This window comes from Bradyrhizobium sp. 149, assembly GCF_023073915.1.
In the GTDB taxonomy this organism is placed as follows: domain Bacteria; phylum Pseudomonadota; class Alphaproteobacteria; order Rhizobiales; family Xanthobacteraceae; genus Bradyrhizobium.
On record NZ_JADPKK010000022.1, the window covers coordinates 1,807,955 to 1,825,019 of the forward strand.

Below are 17,065 nucleotides of genomic sequence, written 5' to 3' on the forward strand. Positions count from 1 at the left end.
CATTCGTTCTTACGCGTTCAACAACACCGCGCCGATCGCAGCGGCCACCGCCTGCTGCGCCGGCTCGACCACGGGAACGCCGATGGCATCCGCAATCGCCGCCCGATGCGAGGCCATGCCGGCGCAGCCCATCACCACGACATCGGCGCGGCATTGCGAGACCAGCGCGCGGCCGGCTTCAATCAACCGTCCCCGGATGTCCGCGCCTGCCGTCTCCGCCGCGCTCGCGCCGACCGACCAGCTTCCGGCATAGCGGCTGTCGACGCCCATCAGCCGCACCATCCGCTGCTGGCGGCGGATGCTCGAGGGCGACAGCGCGATGATTCCGAAGCGCTCGCCCAGCATCAGTGCGCGAAAGATGCCGCACTCGGCGATGCCCATCACCGGCCGCCCGCCGGCCGCCTCGCGCACCGCATGCAGGCCCGGATCGCTGAAGCAGGCCAGCACGAAGGCATCCGCATCGTCACGCGACACACGGCTGACCAGCGGCATCACGACGCTGTCGGCATCGCGCTGCGAGCTGATACCGGGCGGTCCCTCGGCAAGGCCGACCACTTCAATCTCCGGCCCACCCGCGATGCGCAGCGGTGCGACGGCGCCATCGATCGCCGCCGTCACCGATGCGGAGGAGTTGGGATTGATGACGAGGATGCGGGTCATGGCGTGGTTCAACTTTTGCCGGCCTCGTGGCGCAGGAAGTTGGCCGCGATCTTCTCACCGGTCGTGATCCAGACATCCGGGCACGACTTTGCGTAAGTCAGGAACTCGCGCAGTAGGCGCAGCCGCATCGGCCGGCCGCTGCATTGCGGATGCAGCACGGTGGTCACCATCGCGCCCCAGTCGCGGACTTCGTCGAGCTCGTCCTTCCAGATCGAAAGCACATGCTCCTTGGGGAAAATCGGGCGCGGACTGAAGCGCGCGGACAGGCCATGCATCCAGTCGTCATAGCTCGCGGTCACCGGCAGTTCGATCGTGCCGGGCTTGCCGTCGGCGAGGCGATGGCGATAGGGCCGCACGTCATCGCGAAACGAGGACGTGTAGACGATGCCGTGGCGCACCAACGCCACCCGCAGTTCTTCCGTGAATTCGCCGTAGGGCGCGCGGTAGCCGGTCGGCCTGACGCCGAGCCGGCGCTTGAGCGCCTCAAAACCGCGCTCGAGCTCCTCCTCGATCCAGGGATCGCCGGGATCGGGCAGCAGATGGTGATAACCGTGATGACCGATCTCGTGGCCGGCCTTGAGAATGGACTCGGCCATCGCGGGATGCGCGTCGACCGACCATCCCGTGACGAAGAAGGTCGCCTTGAGATCGAGCTGGTCGAGCAGCTCCAGAAGTTTCGGCGTGCCGACGCGCGCCTCATAGCCGCCATAGCTCATGGTGATGAGCCGCTGCGCGTGCACCGCGTCCTTGCTGGTCCACGCGCTCTCCGCGTCCACGTCGAACGACAGGAACATCGCCGAATTGTACGGCTTCGGCCAGGGGTATTCCGGCGCAGGATCCGCCGTGTTGGCCGGAACGAGCGGAATGCTCTGGAGTGCCTTACTGTCCAGCATTGATGGTCGCCTTTTCGAGTGCGTTGTCGGTCAGTTTCCACTTGGCAAGCAGCGTACGATACGTGCCGTCCGCGATCAGCGCGTCGACCGCCTCCAGCATGGCTTGCTGCAGCGCCTTTTCCTTGACCGGCAGAGCGATGCCGGTGAATTGCTGCGCCATGGGCTCGCCCACAGCCGCATACGTGCCGGGCTCGAGATCCATGATGTAGGGCAGCGTCTCGTTGCCTTGAGCGGCGGCATCGATGCGGCCCTGCCTGAGCTGGGTGCGGGCGTCGGCCGAGCCGTCGGTGCCGACGAACTGGATCGGATTGGTGCCGCAATTCTTCTCGCTCCAGGCCGCGATCTGCGCCGGGAACATGGTGCGGCGGCTGGCGCCGACCTTCTTGCCGCAGAGCGCCATTGCGTCCTTGAACTCCGCCTTGCGCGACTGCTGCACGAAAAACTGCGGACCGCTTCGCAAATAATCGACAAAGGACGCGATCTCGTGCCGGCTGGCGTAGTCCGTGAAGCCGGACAGGATGGCGTCGACCCGTCCGGTGGAGATCGACGGCATGAACTCGGCAAAGCTTGTCTCCTGCCACTCGATCTTGACGCCGAGCTTGCGGCCGATGGCCTCGCCGAGATCGATGTCAAAGCCGGACAACGCGTTGGTGGCCGGATCGCGGAACTCCATCGGCGGATAGTTTGGCACCAGCGCCACCTTGATGCTGCCGCGCTTGGCGATCTCCGCCGGCAGCTCGACTGCCATTATCGGGGCGCTCATGGCCCCAACGAGTGCTGCCGTAACCAAAAGTCTCTTCATCAACACGCCCCCATTCAGATCACTGCCGAAAGAAATGCCTTGGTGCGCTCCTCGCGCGGCGTACCCAAGACGTCCGAGGCACGGCCCTGCTCGACGATCGCACCCTGGTCCATATAGACGACCCGGTCGGCGACCTCGCGCGCGAAGCCGAGCTCGTGCGTCACTACCACCATGGTCATACCGCTCCGCGCCAGCTCCTTCATGACTGCCAAGACCTCGCCGACGAGTTCGGGATCGAGCGCGCTGGTCGGCTCGTCGAACAGCATCAACATCGGCTTCATCGCCAGCGCACGGGCAATGGCGACGCGCTGCTGCTGGCCGCCGGAGAGCTGGGCGGGATACGAATCGGCCTTCGCAGACAACCCGACGCGGCGCAGCAGCTCGACAGCTTCAGCGCGCACCTCATCGGGTTTTCGGCCCTGCACCTGGAGCGGACCTTCGGTGATGTTTTCGAGCGCCGTCTTGTGCGGAAACAAATTGAAGCGCTGGAACACCATTCCGGTCTTCAGCCGCTGCCGCCCGATCTCGCGCTCGCTGAGCCGATGCAGCCGTCCGCCCTGCTCGCGCACGCCCAAGAGCTCGCCGTCGAGCCAGATGCCGCCGCTGTCGATCGCGGCGAGCTGGTTGATGCAGCGGAGCAACGTGGTCTTGCCCGAGCCGGAGGCGCCGATCAGGCACATCACCTCGCCGGGCCGGATGTCGAGCGAGACGTTTTTAAGAGCCTGAAACTCGCCAAAACTCTTGCTGACGGAGCGGATCGCGACCAGGGGTTTTGTCATCGCGCCAACCGCAATGTGCCGCGTGCAAAACGGCGTTCGAGCAGCATCTGGAGCGGAGTCAGAATCGAGACCACGAGCAGATACCAGAGCCCGGCGACGATCAGGAGCTCGATCACGCGCGAATTGGCGTAGTAGATGTTTTCGGCGTTGTGCAGCAATTCCGGATACTGGATGACGCTGGCGAGCGAGGTCGCCTTCACCATGCCGATGAACTCGTTGCCGAGCGGCGGGATCACCACCCGCATTGCCTGCGGCAGGACGATCCGGCGCAGCGCACGCAAGCGTCCCATGCCGATCGCCTGCGCCGCCTCATATTGCCCGACATCGACCGAGAGCATGCCGGCGCGCATCACTTCCGACGTATAGGCGCCCTGGTTGATGCCGAGCCCGAGCAGCGCGGCAAGGAACGGCGTCATGACGTCGACGGCGCGCGCGCTCCACAGGCCGGGAATCCCGATGGTCGGAAACACCAGCGCGAGATTGAACCACAGCAGCAGCTGCAGGATCAGCGGCGTGCCGCGGAACAGCCAGGTGTAGCCGGCGGCGACGGTCTTCAGCACCGGGTTGGGCGACAGCCGCATGATCGCGACGACCACGCCGAGGAAGATGCCGAGCGCCATCGCCAGCACCGCCATCACCATGGTGTTGACGATGCCTTCGAGAATGACTTTTGCCGTCAGGAAGCGGCTGACATAGGACCATTCGATCTGGCCAGCCGCGAACGCACGCGCGATCTCTGCCAGCACGAGGACAATCAGCGCTGCGCTGAGCCAGCGAAACCAGTGCGGCTCGCGCGCGATCCGCATCCCCGACAGATCGGGAAAACCCTCCGCGAGTGCCGGTGCCGGCTTCATTGCGGCGCCGCGTTCAGCATGGGCTGGGCGACCGCGTTGGCGCCGAGGCCCCATTTGTCGAGAACGGCCTTGTAGGAGCCGTCGGCGATCATGGCGGTGAGCTTCTCGGTCACCACTTCACGGAGCGCCGCATCGTCCTTTCGGAACATGATGCCCTGATAGCCTTTGGCGAAGGGCTCGCCGATCACGCGGTATTTGCCCGCTTCCTGCGTCTGTGCATAAGGCAGCGTCTCGCTGCCTTGCACGGCGGCGTCGATCCGGCCCTGCTTGAGCTGGTTGCGAACGTCGATCGAGTTCTCGCCCGGCACGTACTGGATCGCCGCCTTGCCGGCCGGCTCGCAATTCTGCTTGCTCCACTTCTCGATCTCGACCGGAAAGCTGGTGCTGCGGGTGGTGCCGACCTTCTTGCCGCAGAGATCGGTTGCAACTTTCGCCTCGTTGTCCGCCATCACGAAGAACTGCGGGCCGGTCCCGAGGTAATCGACGAAATCAGCAGTCTCGCGCCGCGAGGCGCGATCCGAGATGCCGGAGATGATGAAATCGGCACGCCTGGTCTGGAGCGATGGGATCAATTCGGCGAATGGCGTCTCGCTCCAGACGATCTTCACACCGAGCCGCTTGGCAAGTTCGTTCGCGAGATCGATGTCGAGCCCGACGAGCTCGTTGGTCGCGGGATCGCGATATTCCATTGGCGCGTAGGTCGAGTTGACCGTGAGCTTCAACGTGCCCGCCTGCTTGATCTCCGCCGGAAGCTCGGCCGCCTGCGCGGACGTCACGGCCGCCAACGCTGCGATGCCGAGGAAATACGAGAGGCGCGTCATATCGGCTCCTTTGCCAGTGTTGTCTGGACGTTCTGTCAGTCCGCGTCGAGAACCGCCGGCTCGATCACGCCGGCGCGCTCGGTGATCACCCTGTATTGCTCCGGCCGCCGGTGGGCGGCGAAGTTGAACATCTTGTCCTTGCCCTGGCGGCAGAGGTCGAGATCGATGTCGGCGACGATCACCTCGTCGGTCAGCGTTGCGGCCTGTGCGACGATGCGGCCATTGGGATCGACAATGCAGGAGCCGCCGATCAGGCCGGAACCGTCCTCCTCGCCCGCCTTCGCCACCGAGATCGCCCAGGTCGCGTTCATGTAGGCATTGGCCTGCGTCACCAGCGTGGAGTGGAAGGTGCGCAGGGAGGCATCTTCCGTGCTGCCGCCGTTGGGATCATAGGCCGCCGAATTGTAGCCGATGCAGACGAGCTCGACGCCTTGCAGGCCAAGCACGCGCCAGGATTCCGGCCAGCGGCGATCGTTGCAGATCATCATGCCCATGATGGCGTGGGCCCAGGCCGATCCGGAGCGGAAGGCCGGAAAGCCGAGGTCGCCATATTCGAAATAGCGCTTTTCGAGCTGCTGGTAGCGCGCACCCTGCCGCGGCTCGACCGAGCCCGGCAGGTGCACCTTGCGATAGCGGCCGAGCAGCTCGCCGTCGCGGTCAACCAGGATGGCGCAATTGTAGCGGCGTCCATCCGGCGTCAACTCGGCATAGCCGACATAGAAGCCGACGCGCAGCGCGCGCGCGCGGTCGAACAGCGCCGCGACGTGCGGGTTCGGCATGCCACGTTCGAAATAGTGGTCGAGCGCCTCGCCTTCGAGCAGCCAGCGCGGAAAGAATGTGGTGAAGGCAAGCTCGGGATACACCACGAGACTGGCGCCGCGGCCGGCCGCCTCCTCCAGCAGGGCAAGCATCCGCGACAGCGTATGCTCGCGCGTATCGGCTTTTTGCGTCGGCCCCATCTGTGCGGCGGCGGCGCGAAGAACACGAACCAAGATTGCCTCCAATCTGTGCGCAGTGCTGCCTCAATGGGCGAATGAACCCTTTGATGCGACGTGCAAATCCGTTGCCATTACGCGGAAGCGGGGCTGCAAAATCAATTCATTCTGCTATGATGTTTTGGCCCAGAGTATAATCGGCAGTGATATGAACCTGCGCCAACTCGAAATTCTCCGTGCCGTCATCCGCCACCGCACCACGGTGGCGGCGGCCGACGAACTGGCGCTGTCGCAGCCTGCAGTCAGCAATGCGCTGAAGACGATGGAGGCGCAGGCGGGCTTTGCGCTGTTCGAACGCGTCAACAACCGACTGTTTCCGACCGCGGAAGCGATGGCACTCTACAAGGAGAGTGAGGCGATCTTCGCGCTGCACGCCAAGCTCGAGAACCGCGTGCGCGATCTGCGCGAGAACCGCTCCGGGCATCTCGCGCTGGTCGCGACGCCGCCGCTCGCCTACAGCATCATCCCCTCGGCGCTGTCAGGCTTCCTGCGCCGCCGCCCGGAGACGCGGGTGTTCTTCGATGTGCGGCGCTATGAGGGCATCATCGAAGGCGTGCTCAACCGCGTCGCCGAGCTCGGCTTCGCGCTCGGGCTGACGCACCATCCTGGCATCGCCCATGAGGTGGTGCACACCGGCGAGATGGTATGCGTGCTGCCGCCGCAGCACCCGCTCGCCGAACTGCCGGTGATCTCGGCTTCGGACCTGTCCGGGCTGCCCTTCATCGGGCTCGAGCGCGGCACACGGCTTGGTGAGGCCGTGCGCGACAGTTTTGCCCGCGCCGGCGCGCCGTTCCGGCCGACCGTAGAGGTGCGCTATTGCAACACGGCCTGTGTGCTCGCGGCCGCCGGCGTCGGCGCCGCGGTGGTCGATCCCTTTTCGCCGCGACAGAACGGCGGGACCGGCCTGATCGTGCGGCCGTTCGCGCCCACGACGCACGCGGTCGCCTACATGCTATGGTCGGAAGCCGAGCCGCTGTCGCGCCTGGCCAAGGCGTTTCTCAACGAGGTCCGGAAAGAGAGTGCGCTGCTGGAGCGCACAGCGCCACACCGGCAACATGGGGCAGCAAGCGACTGAGCTTGACCTTTACCAGAGGGCACATGGCACGCATCACCATCATCGAGACCGGGCAGGTCCCGCAGAAATATCGCGAGCGCCACGGCTCGTTCCCGGACATGTTCGAGCGCATGGTCCGCGCCGAGGACGCGACAGCTACGGTCGACGTCGTTAGCATCCCGAACGGCGATGTGCTTCCCGATCCGCGCAAACTGGAGGCGGTGCTGATCACCGGCGCGGCCGCCGGCGTCTATGACGGGCTCGACTGGATCGCGCCGCTGGAAGATTTTGTGCGCACGGCCTACGCCAACAGGACGCCGATGGTCGGCATCTGCTTCGGTCATCAGCTGATCGCGCAGGCATTGGGCGGCACCGTGCGCAAGTCCGAGAAGGGCTGGGGTATCGGCCGGCACGTCTATCAGGTGCTGCCGGACAACGGCGTCGTCGACGGCGAAGCGGTCGCCATCGCCTGCTCGCATCAGGACCAGGTGGTCGAAGCACCTGTTGATGCGCTGACGATCCTCTCGTCCGACTTCACCCCGCATGCCGGCCTGCTCTACGCCAACGGCGCCACGCTGACCGTGCAGCCGCATCCGGAGTTCGACGTCGAGTTTGCGCAAGTGTGCTGTGAGCTGCGCGACGGCAAGGCGCCGGATGCAGTCGTTGCCACGGCCAGGGAGTCACTGGCGAAGCCGATGGACCACGCCAAGCTCGGCGGGGCGATTACAAGGTTTCTGGCGCGCAAGTCCGTCCCCTCATCCTGAGGAGCGCACACTTTGCGCGCGTCTCGAAGGATCGAGGCCCCGCCGCAGCAACAGGGCCTGCATGGTTCGAGACGCCGCTTCGCGGCTCCTCACCATGAGGGTTGAAATCTCAGAACGGGCTCTCTCCCAACCCCGGCACATCGGCCGGCCTTGGCCCCGGCGCCGGCCAGTGAAACCGGCGGTCCTTCTCCGCAATCATGATGTCGTTGATCGAGGCTTCGCGCCGCCTCATCAAGCCTTGGTCATCGAACTCCCACTGTTCGTTGCCGTAGGAGCGATACCACTGGCCGCTGGCATCGTGCCATTCGTACTGGAAGCGCACGGCGATGCGGTTGCCGTCGAAGGCCCAGAGGTCCTTGATCAGGCGGTAGTCGTGCTCCTTCTCCCATTTGCGGGTGAGGAACGCGACGATGGCTTCGCGGCCCTGAAAAACCTCGGAGCGATTGCGCCAGCGGCTGTCCTCGGTATAGGCGAGCGAGACGCGCGCCGGGTCGCGCGAATTCCAGGCGTCCTCGGCCATGCGGGCCTTCTGCGCGGCGGTCTCACGAGTGAAGGGCGGAAGCGGCGGGCGCGACATCATGGCCTCATCGGTTGACGGAAGCGCAATCTACGCCTGCATGCCGCGGAGTCGAGAGGCCGTCCGCTATCGCCCGATCACGAAATCAGATCGGCCTTCATCATGGCGCGGATCGATTTCGGGATCGGCTGGGCGCGGCCGCCGCTGATGAAGGCGACGCGCACTTCCGCTTTCACCAGCACGTCCTCAGCCCGACGCACCTCCTGCGCCAGCATGATGGAGGCGCCCTTCACGGCGACCGGCCAGGTCACGACGTCGAGCACGTCGTCCATCCGGGCAGGCTTGAGGAAATCGAGATGCATCGAGCGCACCACGAAGGCGAAGCCGGTATCTTCCGTCGCGGGCTGCTCGAACAAAGCCTGCTGCTCGGCACCCATCAGCCGCAGATGATTGGTCCGCCCGCGCTCCATGAAGCGCAGGTAATTGGCGTGATAGACGATGCCGGAAAAGTCGGTGTCCTCGTAATAGACACGGACCTGCATATGATGGCGGCCGTCGCGGATCTCGCCGTCGAGGTGAGCTGTCACGTTGCGAGCCTCTTCGCTTGTCACTCCGGTCCGTTCTGCGCAAAAAAGACCGGCCGCGCAAGCGCGGCTAGGCCACCGCCGGCCCCCGCCCCAGCGTCACCTCGACGATCTCCGGCGGCACGCCGACGCGGACCGGCATGAGGCTGCAACCGAGGCCGCCGGAAATGATGACGTCGCATTTGAGCCGAAAGTGACCGTAGGCGAGCCGGAGGCCATGCTGCCGCGAAACGGCCGGCGACCAGCCGAGCAGGCGGACCTGGCCACCATGGGTGTGGCCGGACAGTTGCAACGCGACGCGCGCGGGCACGCGTGGCGCGATATTGGGCTCATGCGCGAGCAGGATCACCGGCGCATCGTCGGTGATCTTGGCGAGCGTCGCGGCGAGATCGTCGGCACCGAAGCGCCCCGTTGTCCGGAAGCGCCGCGCCGGCAGAAAGGCGAGCTGATCGCCCAGGCCGGCGAGCCAGAATGGGCGGCCGTCCTTGGTGAGGCGCACGGCGTCGTTCTCGTAGACGGGAATGCCGGCGGCCTCCAGCGCACGATGCGCGATCGTCGTCCCGTGCCCTGCCTGCTGCACGATCCTGTCGTCCCAATAATCGTGATTGCCCATGACGGCATGGACGCCGAGCGGCGCTTTCAGGCCGGCCAGTACCTTGGCCCATTCGTTCGCCGGAATGATGCGCGTGACCTGGTGCAGGCCGGCGACATAGTCGCCGAGCAGCACGATGATATCCGCATTCAGTGCGTTGGTGCGATCGACGATGGCCTCGATCCGCTCCAGCGACATCCAGGGATCGCACGCATGGATGTCGGCGATCACGGCGATCTTCAGCGGCAGATCCGCAGGCCATTGCCGCGGGGTCGGATGATAGCGGGTGACGCGAAGCCGCAGCACCGGCTCGACGCCGACGCTGTAGGCGGCGGTGGAGACGGCGAGCGCGGACAGGCCGCCGATGGAACGGATGAGATGACGGCGCGTGATCATGGAAACTCGATCGTGATGCAGCTTCTTGATGCGATCCGATTGGAGCGGAAATGGGGTGTGTTTGTGCAGACCCTCTGCACAAAATTACCGAAAATTCATGACGGCCCGGGCACCCAGCATGGTGCAGGTCAGTCGTCGCTCTCGTCTGTGCCGAACAGGCCGAACTGTGCCGCCGCATCGCGCGAGGGCTCGCTGATGCCGAGATGCCGGAAGGCATGCGAGGTGAGCAGGCGGCCGCGCGGGGTGCGCTGCAGATAGCCGCACTGGATCAGATAGGGCTCGATAATGTCTTCGATCGCATCGCGCGGTTCGGACAGAGCGGCGGCCATCGTCTCGACGCCGACCGGACCGCCGCCATAGTTCTGCGCGATGGTCGTGAGGTAGCGGCGGTCCATTGCGTCGAGGCCAGCGGCGTCGACCTCGAGCGCGCTCAGCGCGTGATCGGCAATGTTGCGATCGATCTTGTCGGCATCGGCCGCCGAGGCAAAATCGCGCACGCGGCGCAACAGGCGGCCGGCGATGCGCGGCGTGCCGCGGGCGCGGCGCGCGATCTCGTTGGCGCCGTCCACGCTCATGCTGACATTGAGCACGCGGGCGCCACGGGTGACGATGCTCTCGAGCTCTTCGATCGTGTAGAAATTCAACCGGACCGGAATGCCGAAGCGGTCGCGCAACGGATTGGTGAGCAGGCCGGCGCGCGTGGTGGCGCCGACGAGGGTGAATTTCGACAGCTCGATCTTGACCGAGCGCGCCGCCGGTCCCTCCCCGATGATGAGGTCGAGCTGAAAATCCTCCATCGCGGGATAGAGCACCTCTTCCACAGCGGGGCTGAGGCGATGGATCTCGTCGATGAACAGCACATCGCGCTCTTCGAGATTGGTGAGCAGCGCGGCAAGATCGCCAGCCTTGGCGATCACCGGGCCCGATGTGGCGCGAAAGCCGACGCCGAGTTCCTTGGCCACGATCTGCGCCAGCGTGGTCTTGCCGAGTCCCGGGGGACCTACGAACAGCACGTGATCCAGCGCCTCGCCGCGCTTGCGCGCCGCCTCGATGAAGATCGAGAGGTTCTTGCGCGCCTGCTGCTGGCCGACGAAGTCGGACAGCGATTGCGGGCGAAGCGCGGTGTCGCCGACATCATCGCTGCGGCGCTCGGGCGTGACCATGCGGGGGGGAGTGTTCATGCGCGCAGAATAACACGGTGCAGCGGTTTCGCGAGCCACCAGCACAGGCTGGCCGGGATGACGGCGACGATGGCGAGCATGGCGGAAAGCTTCAGCGCTTCAGGCGCGGAACCGACAGTCGGCAAGATCACCGCCGAGGTTTCGGAGGGAACAACGAACATGCCAAACACAACGAAACCGACGGCCGCCACGGCCGCGGCAAGCCAAGCCATCCAGATCATGTTGAGATCGGCGTAGACCGCGGCCAGCGCGAATATCAAGCCGGCGGCGACTGCGGGAAGGAACGAGGCGAGCATCGTGGCAATGGCCAGCAGCACGATTGCGATCGAAACCAGGGCGCGCAGCGCCTCCAGCTCGAGGAGCGCAAGAAACAGCTGCAGCACCGCGGCACCGAGCGCCGTCACCGTCACCGAAACCAGCGCGGCGATCGTCAGCGGCCCGACAACAGAGAAGATCACGACGATACCGGCTACCCGCGAAAGGCGACGAAAAAGAACGGCGACGGGATGGGCGCGGACCGCGCTCACTTCGACAGCTCCTTCAGACCTAGGCGAATGAGCTGCGCGGTCTCGGCGCTCTCGCCCGCGCTACGCGAGGCCGATGCAATCGCCGCGGCGGCCTGCGGCTGGCCGTAGCCGAGATTGACCAGCGCGGAGATCGCATCCGCCACCGGCCGCGGCGCGCGCTGGTCGTCGATGGCGCCGGCGAGGTGCACGACGGCCGGATCGACATTGGAGAAGGCCGGCGCCTTGTCCTTCAACTCGGTAACGATGCGCTCGGCGACCTTGGGGCCGACGCCCGGCGTGCGCGCCACCGCAGCCTTGTCGCGCAATGCGATGGCGTTGGCGAGATCGGAAGGAGCCAGCGTGCCGAGCACGGCGAGCGCGACCTTGGCGCCGACGCCCTGCACCGTCTGGAGCAGGCGAAACCATTCGCGTTCCTGGTCGGTGCGGAAGCCGAACAGCTTGATCTGGTCCTCGCGCACATAGGTCTCGATCGACAGCACGGCGGCCTCGCCCGGCGACGGCAGATGCTGCAGTGTGCGCGTCGAGCAATGCACCTGATAACCGACACCGCCGACGTCGAGAATGACGAAATCCTCACCGTAGGAATCGATCAGGCCCTTGAGCTTGCCGATCATAACCCCGCCACCTTCAACCTGAGCGCCGTGCTCTGGCGATGATGGGCGTGGGTGATGGCGATGGCGAGCGCGTCGGCGGCGTCCGCGGACGGCGGATCGGCTTTGGGCAGCAAAATCTTGAGCATCATCGCGATCTGATGCTTGTCGGCATGGCCGGCGCCGACCACCGTCTTCTTCACCTGGTTCGGTGCGTATTCGGCGACACTGATGCCGAACATCGCGGGCGCGAGCATGGCAACGCCGCGGGCCTGGCCGAGCTTCAGCGTCGCGACGCCATCCTTGTTGACGAAAGTCTGCTCGACCGCGGCTTCCATCGGCTTGTGACCGGACAGGACGGCGGCGAGCCCCTCATGGATCGCGAGCAGCCGGCTCGCCAGCGGCAAATCGTCCGGCGGCTCCACCGAGCCGCAGGCGACGTAGATCAGGCGGTTGCCCTCGGCCTCGATCACGCCCCAACCGGTGCGGCGCAGGCCAGGGTCGATGCCGATGATGCGAACGGGGCCACGAATCGGGAGCGTCGTCATGGGCCAGTGATAGCGGCTGGCCGCCGTGGGGGAAACAGAAACAGAACGGAAGTAACAGGGGAAGTGGCCCCTACCCGCCCATCTTCGCCATCAACGCGTCCGATACCTCGAAATTGGCGTAGACGTGCTGGACGTCGTCGTGCTCGTTGAGCAGGTCCATCAGCTTCAACAACTTCTCGCCGGTCTCGTCGTCGACCGCGATCGTGTTCTGCGGCTTCCAGATCAGCGCGGCCTTGCGCGGCTCTCCGAACTTGACTTCCAGCGCCTTGGCAACGTCGCGATAGCCTTCGGTCGAGGCGTAGATCTCGTGGCCGCCTTCACTCGATACCACGTCGTCTGCGCCGGCCTCGATCGCTGCATCCAGCACCGCATCGTCGGAGGCGACGCCGCGGTCGTATTCGATGATGCCGGTGCGGTCGAACATGAAGGAGACCGAGCCGGTTTCGCCTAGATTGCCGCCGGACTTGGTGAAGAAGGAGCGGATGTCGGAAGCGGCGCGGTTGCGATTGTCGGTCAGCGCCTCGACGATGACGGCGACGCCGCCGGGGCCGTAACCCTCGTAGCGGATCTCGTCGTAGTTCTCGCCGTCACTGCCGAGCGCCTTCTTGACGGCGCGCTCGATATTGTCCTTCGGCATGTTCTCCTGGCGCGCCGCGATGATGGCCGCACGCAGGCGCGGGTTCATGTTGGGGTCGGGCGTCCCCAGCTTGGCCGCGACGGTGATTTCCCGCGCCAGCTTGCCGAACAGTTTCGACTTCTGGGCATCCTGCCGCCCCTTGCGGTGCATGATGTTCTTGAATTGGGAATGTCCGGCCATGCGTGATCTTCTCTAGGGAGCGCCAAGGTGAGCGTGGGAAGCGCGGCCTTATAGGCCGCCACCCCACCGGAAAGAAAGAGGCTCTACGACTTTAAGGTAACACCGTACTGGGTCGTGCCTAGATGGCAGGCACCGTTAACCCTGATTTCATTCCAGCCTGCGAAAATAGCGCCCGACCGTCCCCCGACAAGAGAGACCTGATGGCGTTCGGACTATTTCGGAAGCGTCTGCCGGACATGGCCGCAACTGCGGCAGCCCCGCAGGCTGCGCAGCAGGTGGCCAATTCCGAGCCTGCCGCCGCCGCCGAAGGCGATTCCGCCAAGGAAATCCTGGAACTGCTGGAACTTGAGCTCGGCGCCATGATTCGCCAGCTCGAGCGCGCCGCCAATTCGGTGGCCGGCGGCGCCGAGGCGACCGCCACGACGCTTGCCGCCATTCGCGACCGCACCGACGCCCTGACCGGCCGGACCAACGCCGCGCAATCGAACGCCTCCACCTTCGCCCATGCCGCCGACAAATTCACCCAGTCGGCGCTGGGCATCGGGGCGCAGGTTCGCGAGGCCGGCAAGCTCGCCGATGAGGCCAGCGCCGCGGCGCAGGAAGCCCGCGCCAATGTCGATCGCTTGCGCGAATCCTCGGCCGCCATCGGCAACGTCGTCAATCTGATCGCACAGATCGCGCGGCAGACGACGCTGCTCGCGCTCAACTCGACCATCGAGGCCGCGCGCGCCGGCGCTGCGGGAAGAGGCTTTGCGGTCGTCGCCACCGAGGTCAAGGCACTGGCGGTGCAGACCCAAGGCGCGACGGAGGAGATCACCAAAAAGATCGACGCGCTCCAGCGCGACGCCGCCGGCTCCGCGGATGCGGTGCACCGTATCTCGCAGGCGATCGAGGCCATCCGCCCGGTCTTCGAGACCGTCAACGGCGCGGTCGCCGAACAGAACGCCACCACCAGCGAAGTCTCCGGCAACGCGACAAGTGCGTCCGAGTTCATCATCTCGGTCGGCGAAAGCGCAGCCGAGATCGATGCTGCGACCAAGGCGGCCGAAAGCCACGGCGAGAATGTCGCGAGCGCAGGCAAGGCCGTGACAGCCTTCGCACAGAAACTGAAATCGCGCTGCGCCGTGCTGCTGCGCCAGAGCGAGCATGACGACCGCCGCAAGACCGAGCGGCTGCCCTGCCATCTCAAGCTCGAAACCGCCCGCGGGGTGCTGCCGGTCTACGAGATATCGATGGACGGCGTGCTGATCGGCGGCGCAGACGCGGGCCGGCTTGCATCGCAAGCAACGATCGAAGGCATCCTCGAACACGTCGGGGCCTGCCGGCTGCGCGTGGTCGAGCAATCCAAGGCCGGGGCCCGCGCGCAATTCGTCAACCCCGACGCCGCGCTCAAAGAGAAGATCGAGGACCGGCTCTGGTCCATCCACGAAGAAAACACGGAGTTCGTCACCCGCGCCATGGAGGCGGGTAACGCGCTGACCGGGATCTTCGAGCAGGCAGTTGCACGCCGCGATATCGGGATCGACGACCTCTTCGACACTGATTATGCCGAAATCGCCGGAACCAATCCGCAGCAATACCGCACCAGATATCTGGACTGGGCCGACCGCGCGCTGCCGCCGTTCCAGGAAGCCTTTCTGGCAAAGGACCCGCGCATGGCGTTCTGCGCCATGGTCGATCGCAACGGCTTCCTGCCGGTGCACAACAAGATCTATTCGCATCCACAGCGGCCGGGCGATGCCGCCTGGAACACGGCCAACAGCCGCAACCGGCGGATCTTCAACGATCCGGCGGGGTTGGCCGCCGCGCACAACCTGCGCTCGTACCTGGTCCAGAGCTATGCGCGCGACATGGGCAATGGGAATACGGTGATGATGCGCGAGATCGACGTCCCGATCCGCGTGCAAGGCCGGCACTGGGGCGGATTCAGGACGGCCTACAAGCTCTAGTGCGCGCTCAGGCAAGACATCAAAGCGCGAATCACCTCTTAAGACAGGAATTGGAATGGGAATGCCGCGGAGAGCCGGCGAACGGCTCTGACTGGAGGACTCTCAAGACATGTCCGTCGTACAACTTGCAGTACTGGACACCGGCTCCAACCGAGCGCTCGCCGAACACCTGATCGACCAGCTCGCGGACCGCATCGGCGGCCTCGGCGTGGAGCTCGCCGACATCGCCGGCAACGTCCAGGAAGTCGCGAGCCGCGTCGCGAGCCAGTCGGAACGGTTTCATCATCTCCAGGAAACCGCCGAGACGATGGTCTCGGCCAACCACGACATCGCCAATGCGTCACAGGCGGTGCAAACGACCACGTCGGCGGCGGTCGGCGAGATCGCGCAGTCGCGCAATGCCGTCGACACTGCGGTCAACCACATTTCCGAACTCGTCGCAGCCGTCGAACGCATCGAGGCGCGCTTGAGCGCCGTCGGCTCGGCGCTGGCGCAGGTGGCAAAGGTGTCCGGCTCGATCGAGGCGATCGCGAAGCAGACCAATCTGCTCGCGCTCAATGCCACCATCGAGGCGGCACGCGCGGGCGATGCCGGGCGCGGCTTCGCGGTGGTCGCAAGCGAGGTCAAGAACCTCGCGGAGGCCACCCGTCAGGCCACGCACCAGATCTCCGACACCGTGCGCGATCTCGACGGTCAGATCGAAGGCCTGATCGGGGAGAGCAGCGACGCTTCGCAGCGCGCAAAGACTGCCGGCGAGGGCGCCCAGCAGATCTCCGGCATCATCTCGCGGGTCCAGCAGGGCTTCGCCTCCGTGGAAGCGGAGATCGGCAGCGTCACGCGCGCGGCGACCTCCAATCTCGGACACTGCGACACGGTCATCAGCGAGCTCAACGAGCTCGCCAGGGGCGTCGACCTCTCCTCGCGCGATCTCAAGAACGCCGATCAGCGCGTGACCAAACTGCTCGACACGTCCGAAGGACTGATCGCCCTGATCGCCGACAGCGGCGTCGAGACCTCGGATGCGCCGCTGATCCGAATCGTCGTCGAGACCGCAAAGCGAATCTCGAACGAGTTCGAAGCCGCGATCGACCGCGGCGAGATGACGCTCGCCCGGTTCATGGACGAGAACTACCGGGAAATCCCCGGCACCGATCCCAAGCAGTACAACACTGACTATGTCGAGTTCACCGACCGCGTGCTGCCGGCGATCCAGGACCCGATCCAGAAATCCGATCCCCGCATCGTGTTCTGCGTGGCCTGGGCCAAGGGCGGCTATCTGCCGACGCACAACCCGAACTACCGCCTGCCGCAGGGCAAGGACCCGGTCTGGAATAATGCGAATTGCCGCAACCGCCGCCTGTTCACCGATCGCGCGGTGCAGAAGGTCGCGGCCAACACCAAGCCGTTCCTGCTCCAGACCTATCGCCGCGACATGGGCGGCGGGCAATTCGTGCTGATGAAGGATCTGTCGTCACCGATCATGATCCGCAGCAAGCACTGGGGCGCCTTCCGGATGGGCTTCCGGCAGAGCTGACGATCGTCGCGACGCGCCTGCCGCGACGGCGCTCTGGCGTCCCTGAATCAAAAAAGCTCGAAAACAACCCCATGCACAGTAGCCGGGGCGAGTGGAATCAAGGGCTTAGGCATGGGCGCCTGACCCGAGATGAAATCAGACGCGATCGGCTGTCCACGCTTCGCCTCTCCCGACCGGGATAGGTGCTTCGCCTGCCGGGCGCATACCG

Annotated in this window: 19 protein-coding genes; 4 read left to right on the top strand and 15 right to left on the bottom strand. The window is 65.4% G+C overall.

The genetic code is table 11. The features are described from left to right. Positions 1–9 precede the first annotated feature (9 nt). From IVA88_RS26375 to IVA88_RS26405, 7 genes are read right to left on the bottom strand one after another with little or no spacing between them, the layout of a single operon-like run. Positions 10–660: an aspartate/glutamate racemase family protein gene (locus IVA88_RS26375; RefSeq protein WP_247500065.1), complete on the bottom strand. Its 651-nt coding sequence runs from the start codon at positions 658–660 to the stop codon at positions 10–12. Positions 661–668: 8 nt separating this feature from the next. Beyond that, on the bottom strand, positions 669–1,553 hold the full coding sequence (locus IVA88_RS26380; RefSeq protein ID WP_247500066.1) for a polysaccharide deacetylase: 885 nt from the start codon (positions 1,551–1,553) through the stop codon (positions 669–671). After that, positions 1,540–2,355: an ABC transporter substrate-binding protein gene (locus tag IVA88_RS26385; protein WP_247500067.1), complete on the bottom strand. Its 816-nt coding sequence runs from the start codon at positions 2,353–2,355 to the stop codon at positions 1,540–1,542. The genes IVA88_RS26380 and IVA88_RS26385 overlap by 14 nt, the downstream gene beginning before the upstream one ends. Positions 2,356–2,369: 14 nt before the next feature. Beyond that, the gene (locus IVA88_RS26390) at positions 2,370–3,134 is read right to left on the bottom strand and encodes an amino acid ABC transporter ATP-binding protein (protein WP_247500068.1); all 765 of its coding nucleotides are present in this window, start codon (positions 3,132–3,134) and stop codon (positions 2,370–2,372) included. Then, positions 3,131–3,988 (bottom strand): amino acid ABC transporter permease, encoded by an 858-nt coding sequence (locus IVA88_RS26395; protein ID WP_247500069.1) that lies wholly within the window; start codon positions 3,986–3,988, stop codon positions 3,131–3,133. Before IVA88_RS26395 ends, IVA88_RS26390 begins: the two co-directional genes overlap by 4 nt. Continuing rightward, positions 3,985–4,809, bottom strand: coding sequence for an ABC transporter substrate-binding protein (locus IVA88_RS26400; RefSeq protein WP_247500071.1), 825 nt, complete (start codon positions 4,807–4,809; stop codon positions 3,985–3,987). The genes IVA88_RS26395 and IVA88_RS26400 overlap by 4 nt, the downstream gene beginning before the upstream one ends. A gap of 35 nt (positions 4,810–4,844) precedes the next feature. Then, positions 4,845–5,801 (bottom strand): N-carbamoyl-D-amino-acid hydrolase, encoded by a 957-nt coding sequence (locus tag IVA88_RS26405; RefSeq protein ID WP_256466828.1) that lies wholly within the window; start codon positions 5,799–5,801, stop codon positions 4,845–4,847. A 151-nt stretch (positions 5,802–5,952) separates the two neighbouring features. Here IVA88_RS26405 and IVA88_RS26410 point away from each other — a divergent pair, with 151 nt between their 5' ends. Continuing rightward, positions 5,953–6,879, top strand: coding sequence for a LysR family transcriptional regulator (locus IVA88_RS26410; protein ID WP_247500074.1), 927 nt, complete (start codon positions 5,953–5,955; stop codon positions 6,877–6,879). A 23-nt stretch (positions 6,880–6,902) separates the two neighbouring features. Next, complete coding sequence (locus tag IVA88_RS26415) at positions 6,903–7,622, top strand: type 1 glutamine amidotransferase (RefSeq protein WP_247500075.1); 720 nt, start codon at positions 6,903–6,905, stop codon at positions 7,620–7,622. Between the two features lie 109 nt (positions 7,623–7,731). Here the strand turns inward: IVA88_RS26415 and IVA88_RS26420 are convergent, their stop codons facing one another. From IVA88_RS26420 to IVA88_RS26455, 8 genes are all read right to left on the bottom strand, one after another. After that, complete coding sequence (locus IVA88_RS26420; protein WP_247500415.1) at positions 7,732–8,199, bottom strand: nuclear transport factor 2 family protein; 468 nt, start codon at positions 8,197–8,199, stop codon at positions 7,732–7,734. 77 nt (positions 8,200–8,276) lie between these two features. After that, entirely contained in the window at positions 8,277–8,681 is a 405-nt protein-coding gene (gene ybgC, locus IVA88_RS26425; RefSeq protein ID WP_247500416.1) for a tol-pal system-associated acyl-CoA thioesterase, read from the bottom strand. Between the two features lie 112 nt (positions 8,682–8,793). Continuing rightward, positions 8,794–9,711: a metallophosphoesterase gene (locus tag IVA88_RS26430; RefSeq protein WP_247500078.1), complete on the bottom strand. Its 918-nt coding sequence runs from the start codon at positions 9,709–9,711 to the stop codon at positions 8,794–8,796. Between the two features lie 128 nt (positions 9,712–9,839). Then, positions 9,840–10,892 carry a Holliday junction branch migration DNA helicase RuvB gene (gene ruvB / locus IVA88_RS26435; RefSeq protein WP_247500079.1) on the bottom strand — a complete coding sequence of 351 codons (1,053 nt, stop codon included), beginning with the start codon at positions 10,890–10,892 and terminating at the stop codon, positions 9,840–9,842. Beyond that, a complete protein-coding gene (locus IVA88_RS26440; RefSeq protein ID WP_247500080.1) occupies positions 10,889–11,419 on the bottom strand; it encodes a hypothetical protein in 531 nt (176 codons plus the stop codon). Before IVA88_RS26440 ends, ruvB begins: the two co-directional genes overlap by 4 nt. After that, a complete protein-coding gene (ruvA, locus tag IVA88_RS26445) occupies positions 11,416–12,033 on the bottom strand; it encodes a Holliday junction branch migration protein RuvA (protein ID WP_247500081.1) in 618 nt (205 codons plus the stop codon). The genes IVA88_RS26440 and ruvA overlap by 4 nt, the downstream gene beginning before the upstream one ends. Next, positions 12,030–12,557 carry a crossover junction endodeoxyribonuclease RuvC gene (gene ruvC / locus IVA88_RS26450; protein ID WP_247500082.1) on the bottom strand — a complete coding sequence of 176 codons (528 nt, stop codon included), beginning with the start codon at positions 12,555–12,557 and terminating at the stop codon, positions 12,030–12,032. Before ruvC ends, ruvA begins: the two co-directional genes overlap by 4 nt. Before the next feature lie 70 nt (positions 12,558–12,627). Then, positions 12,628–13,374, bottom strand: a complete 747-nt coding sequence (locus IVA88_RS26455) for a YebC/PmpR family DNA-binding transcriptional regulator (RefSeq protein ID WP_247500083.1) — start codon at positions 13,372–13,374, stop codon at positions 12,628–12,630. Positions 13,375–13,574: 200 nt separating this feature from the next. Here IVA88_RS26455 and IVA88_RS26460 point away from each other — a divergent pair, with 200 nt between their 5' ends. Continuing rightward, positions 13,575–15,323 (top strand): methyl-accepting chemotaxis protein, encoded by a 1,749-nt coding sequence (locus IVA88_RS26460; RefSeq protein WP_247500084.1) that lies wholly within the window; start codon positions 13,575–13,577, stop codon positions 15,321–15,323. Positions 15,324–15,432: 109 nt separating this feature from the next. Then, positions 15,433–16,857 (top strand): methyl-accepting chemotaxis protein, encoded by a 1,425-nt coding sequence (locus IVA88_RS26465; RefSeq protein WP_247500085.1) that lies wholly within the window; start codon positions 15,433–15,435, stop codon positions 16,855–16,857. Positions 16,858–17,065 lie beyond the last annotated feature (208 nt).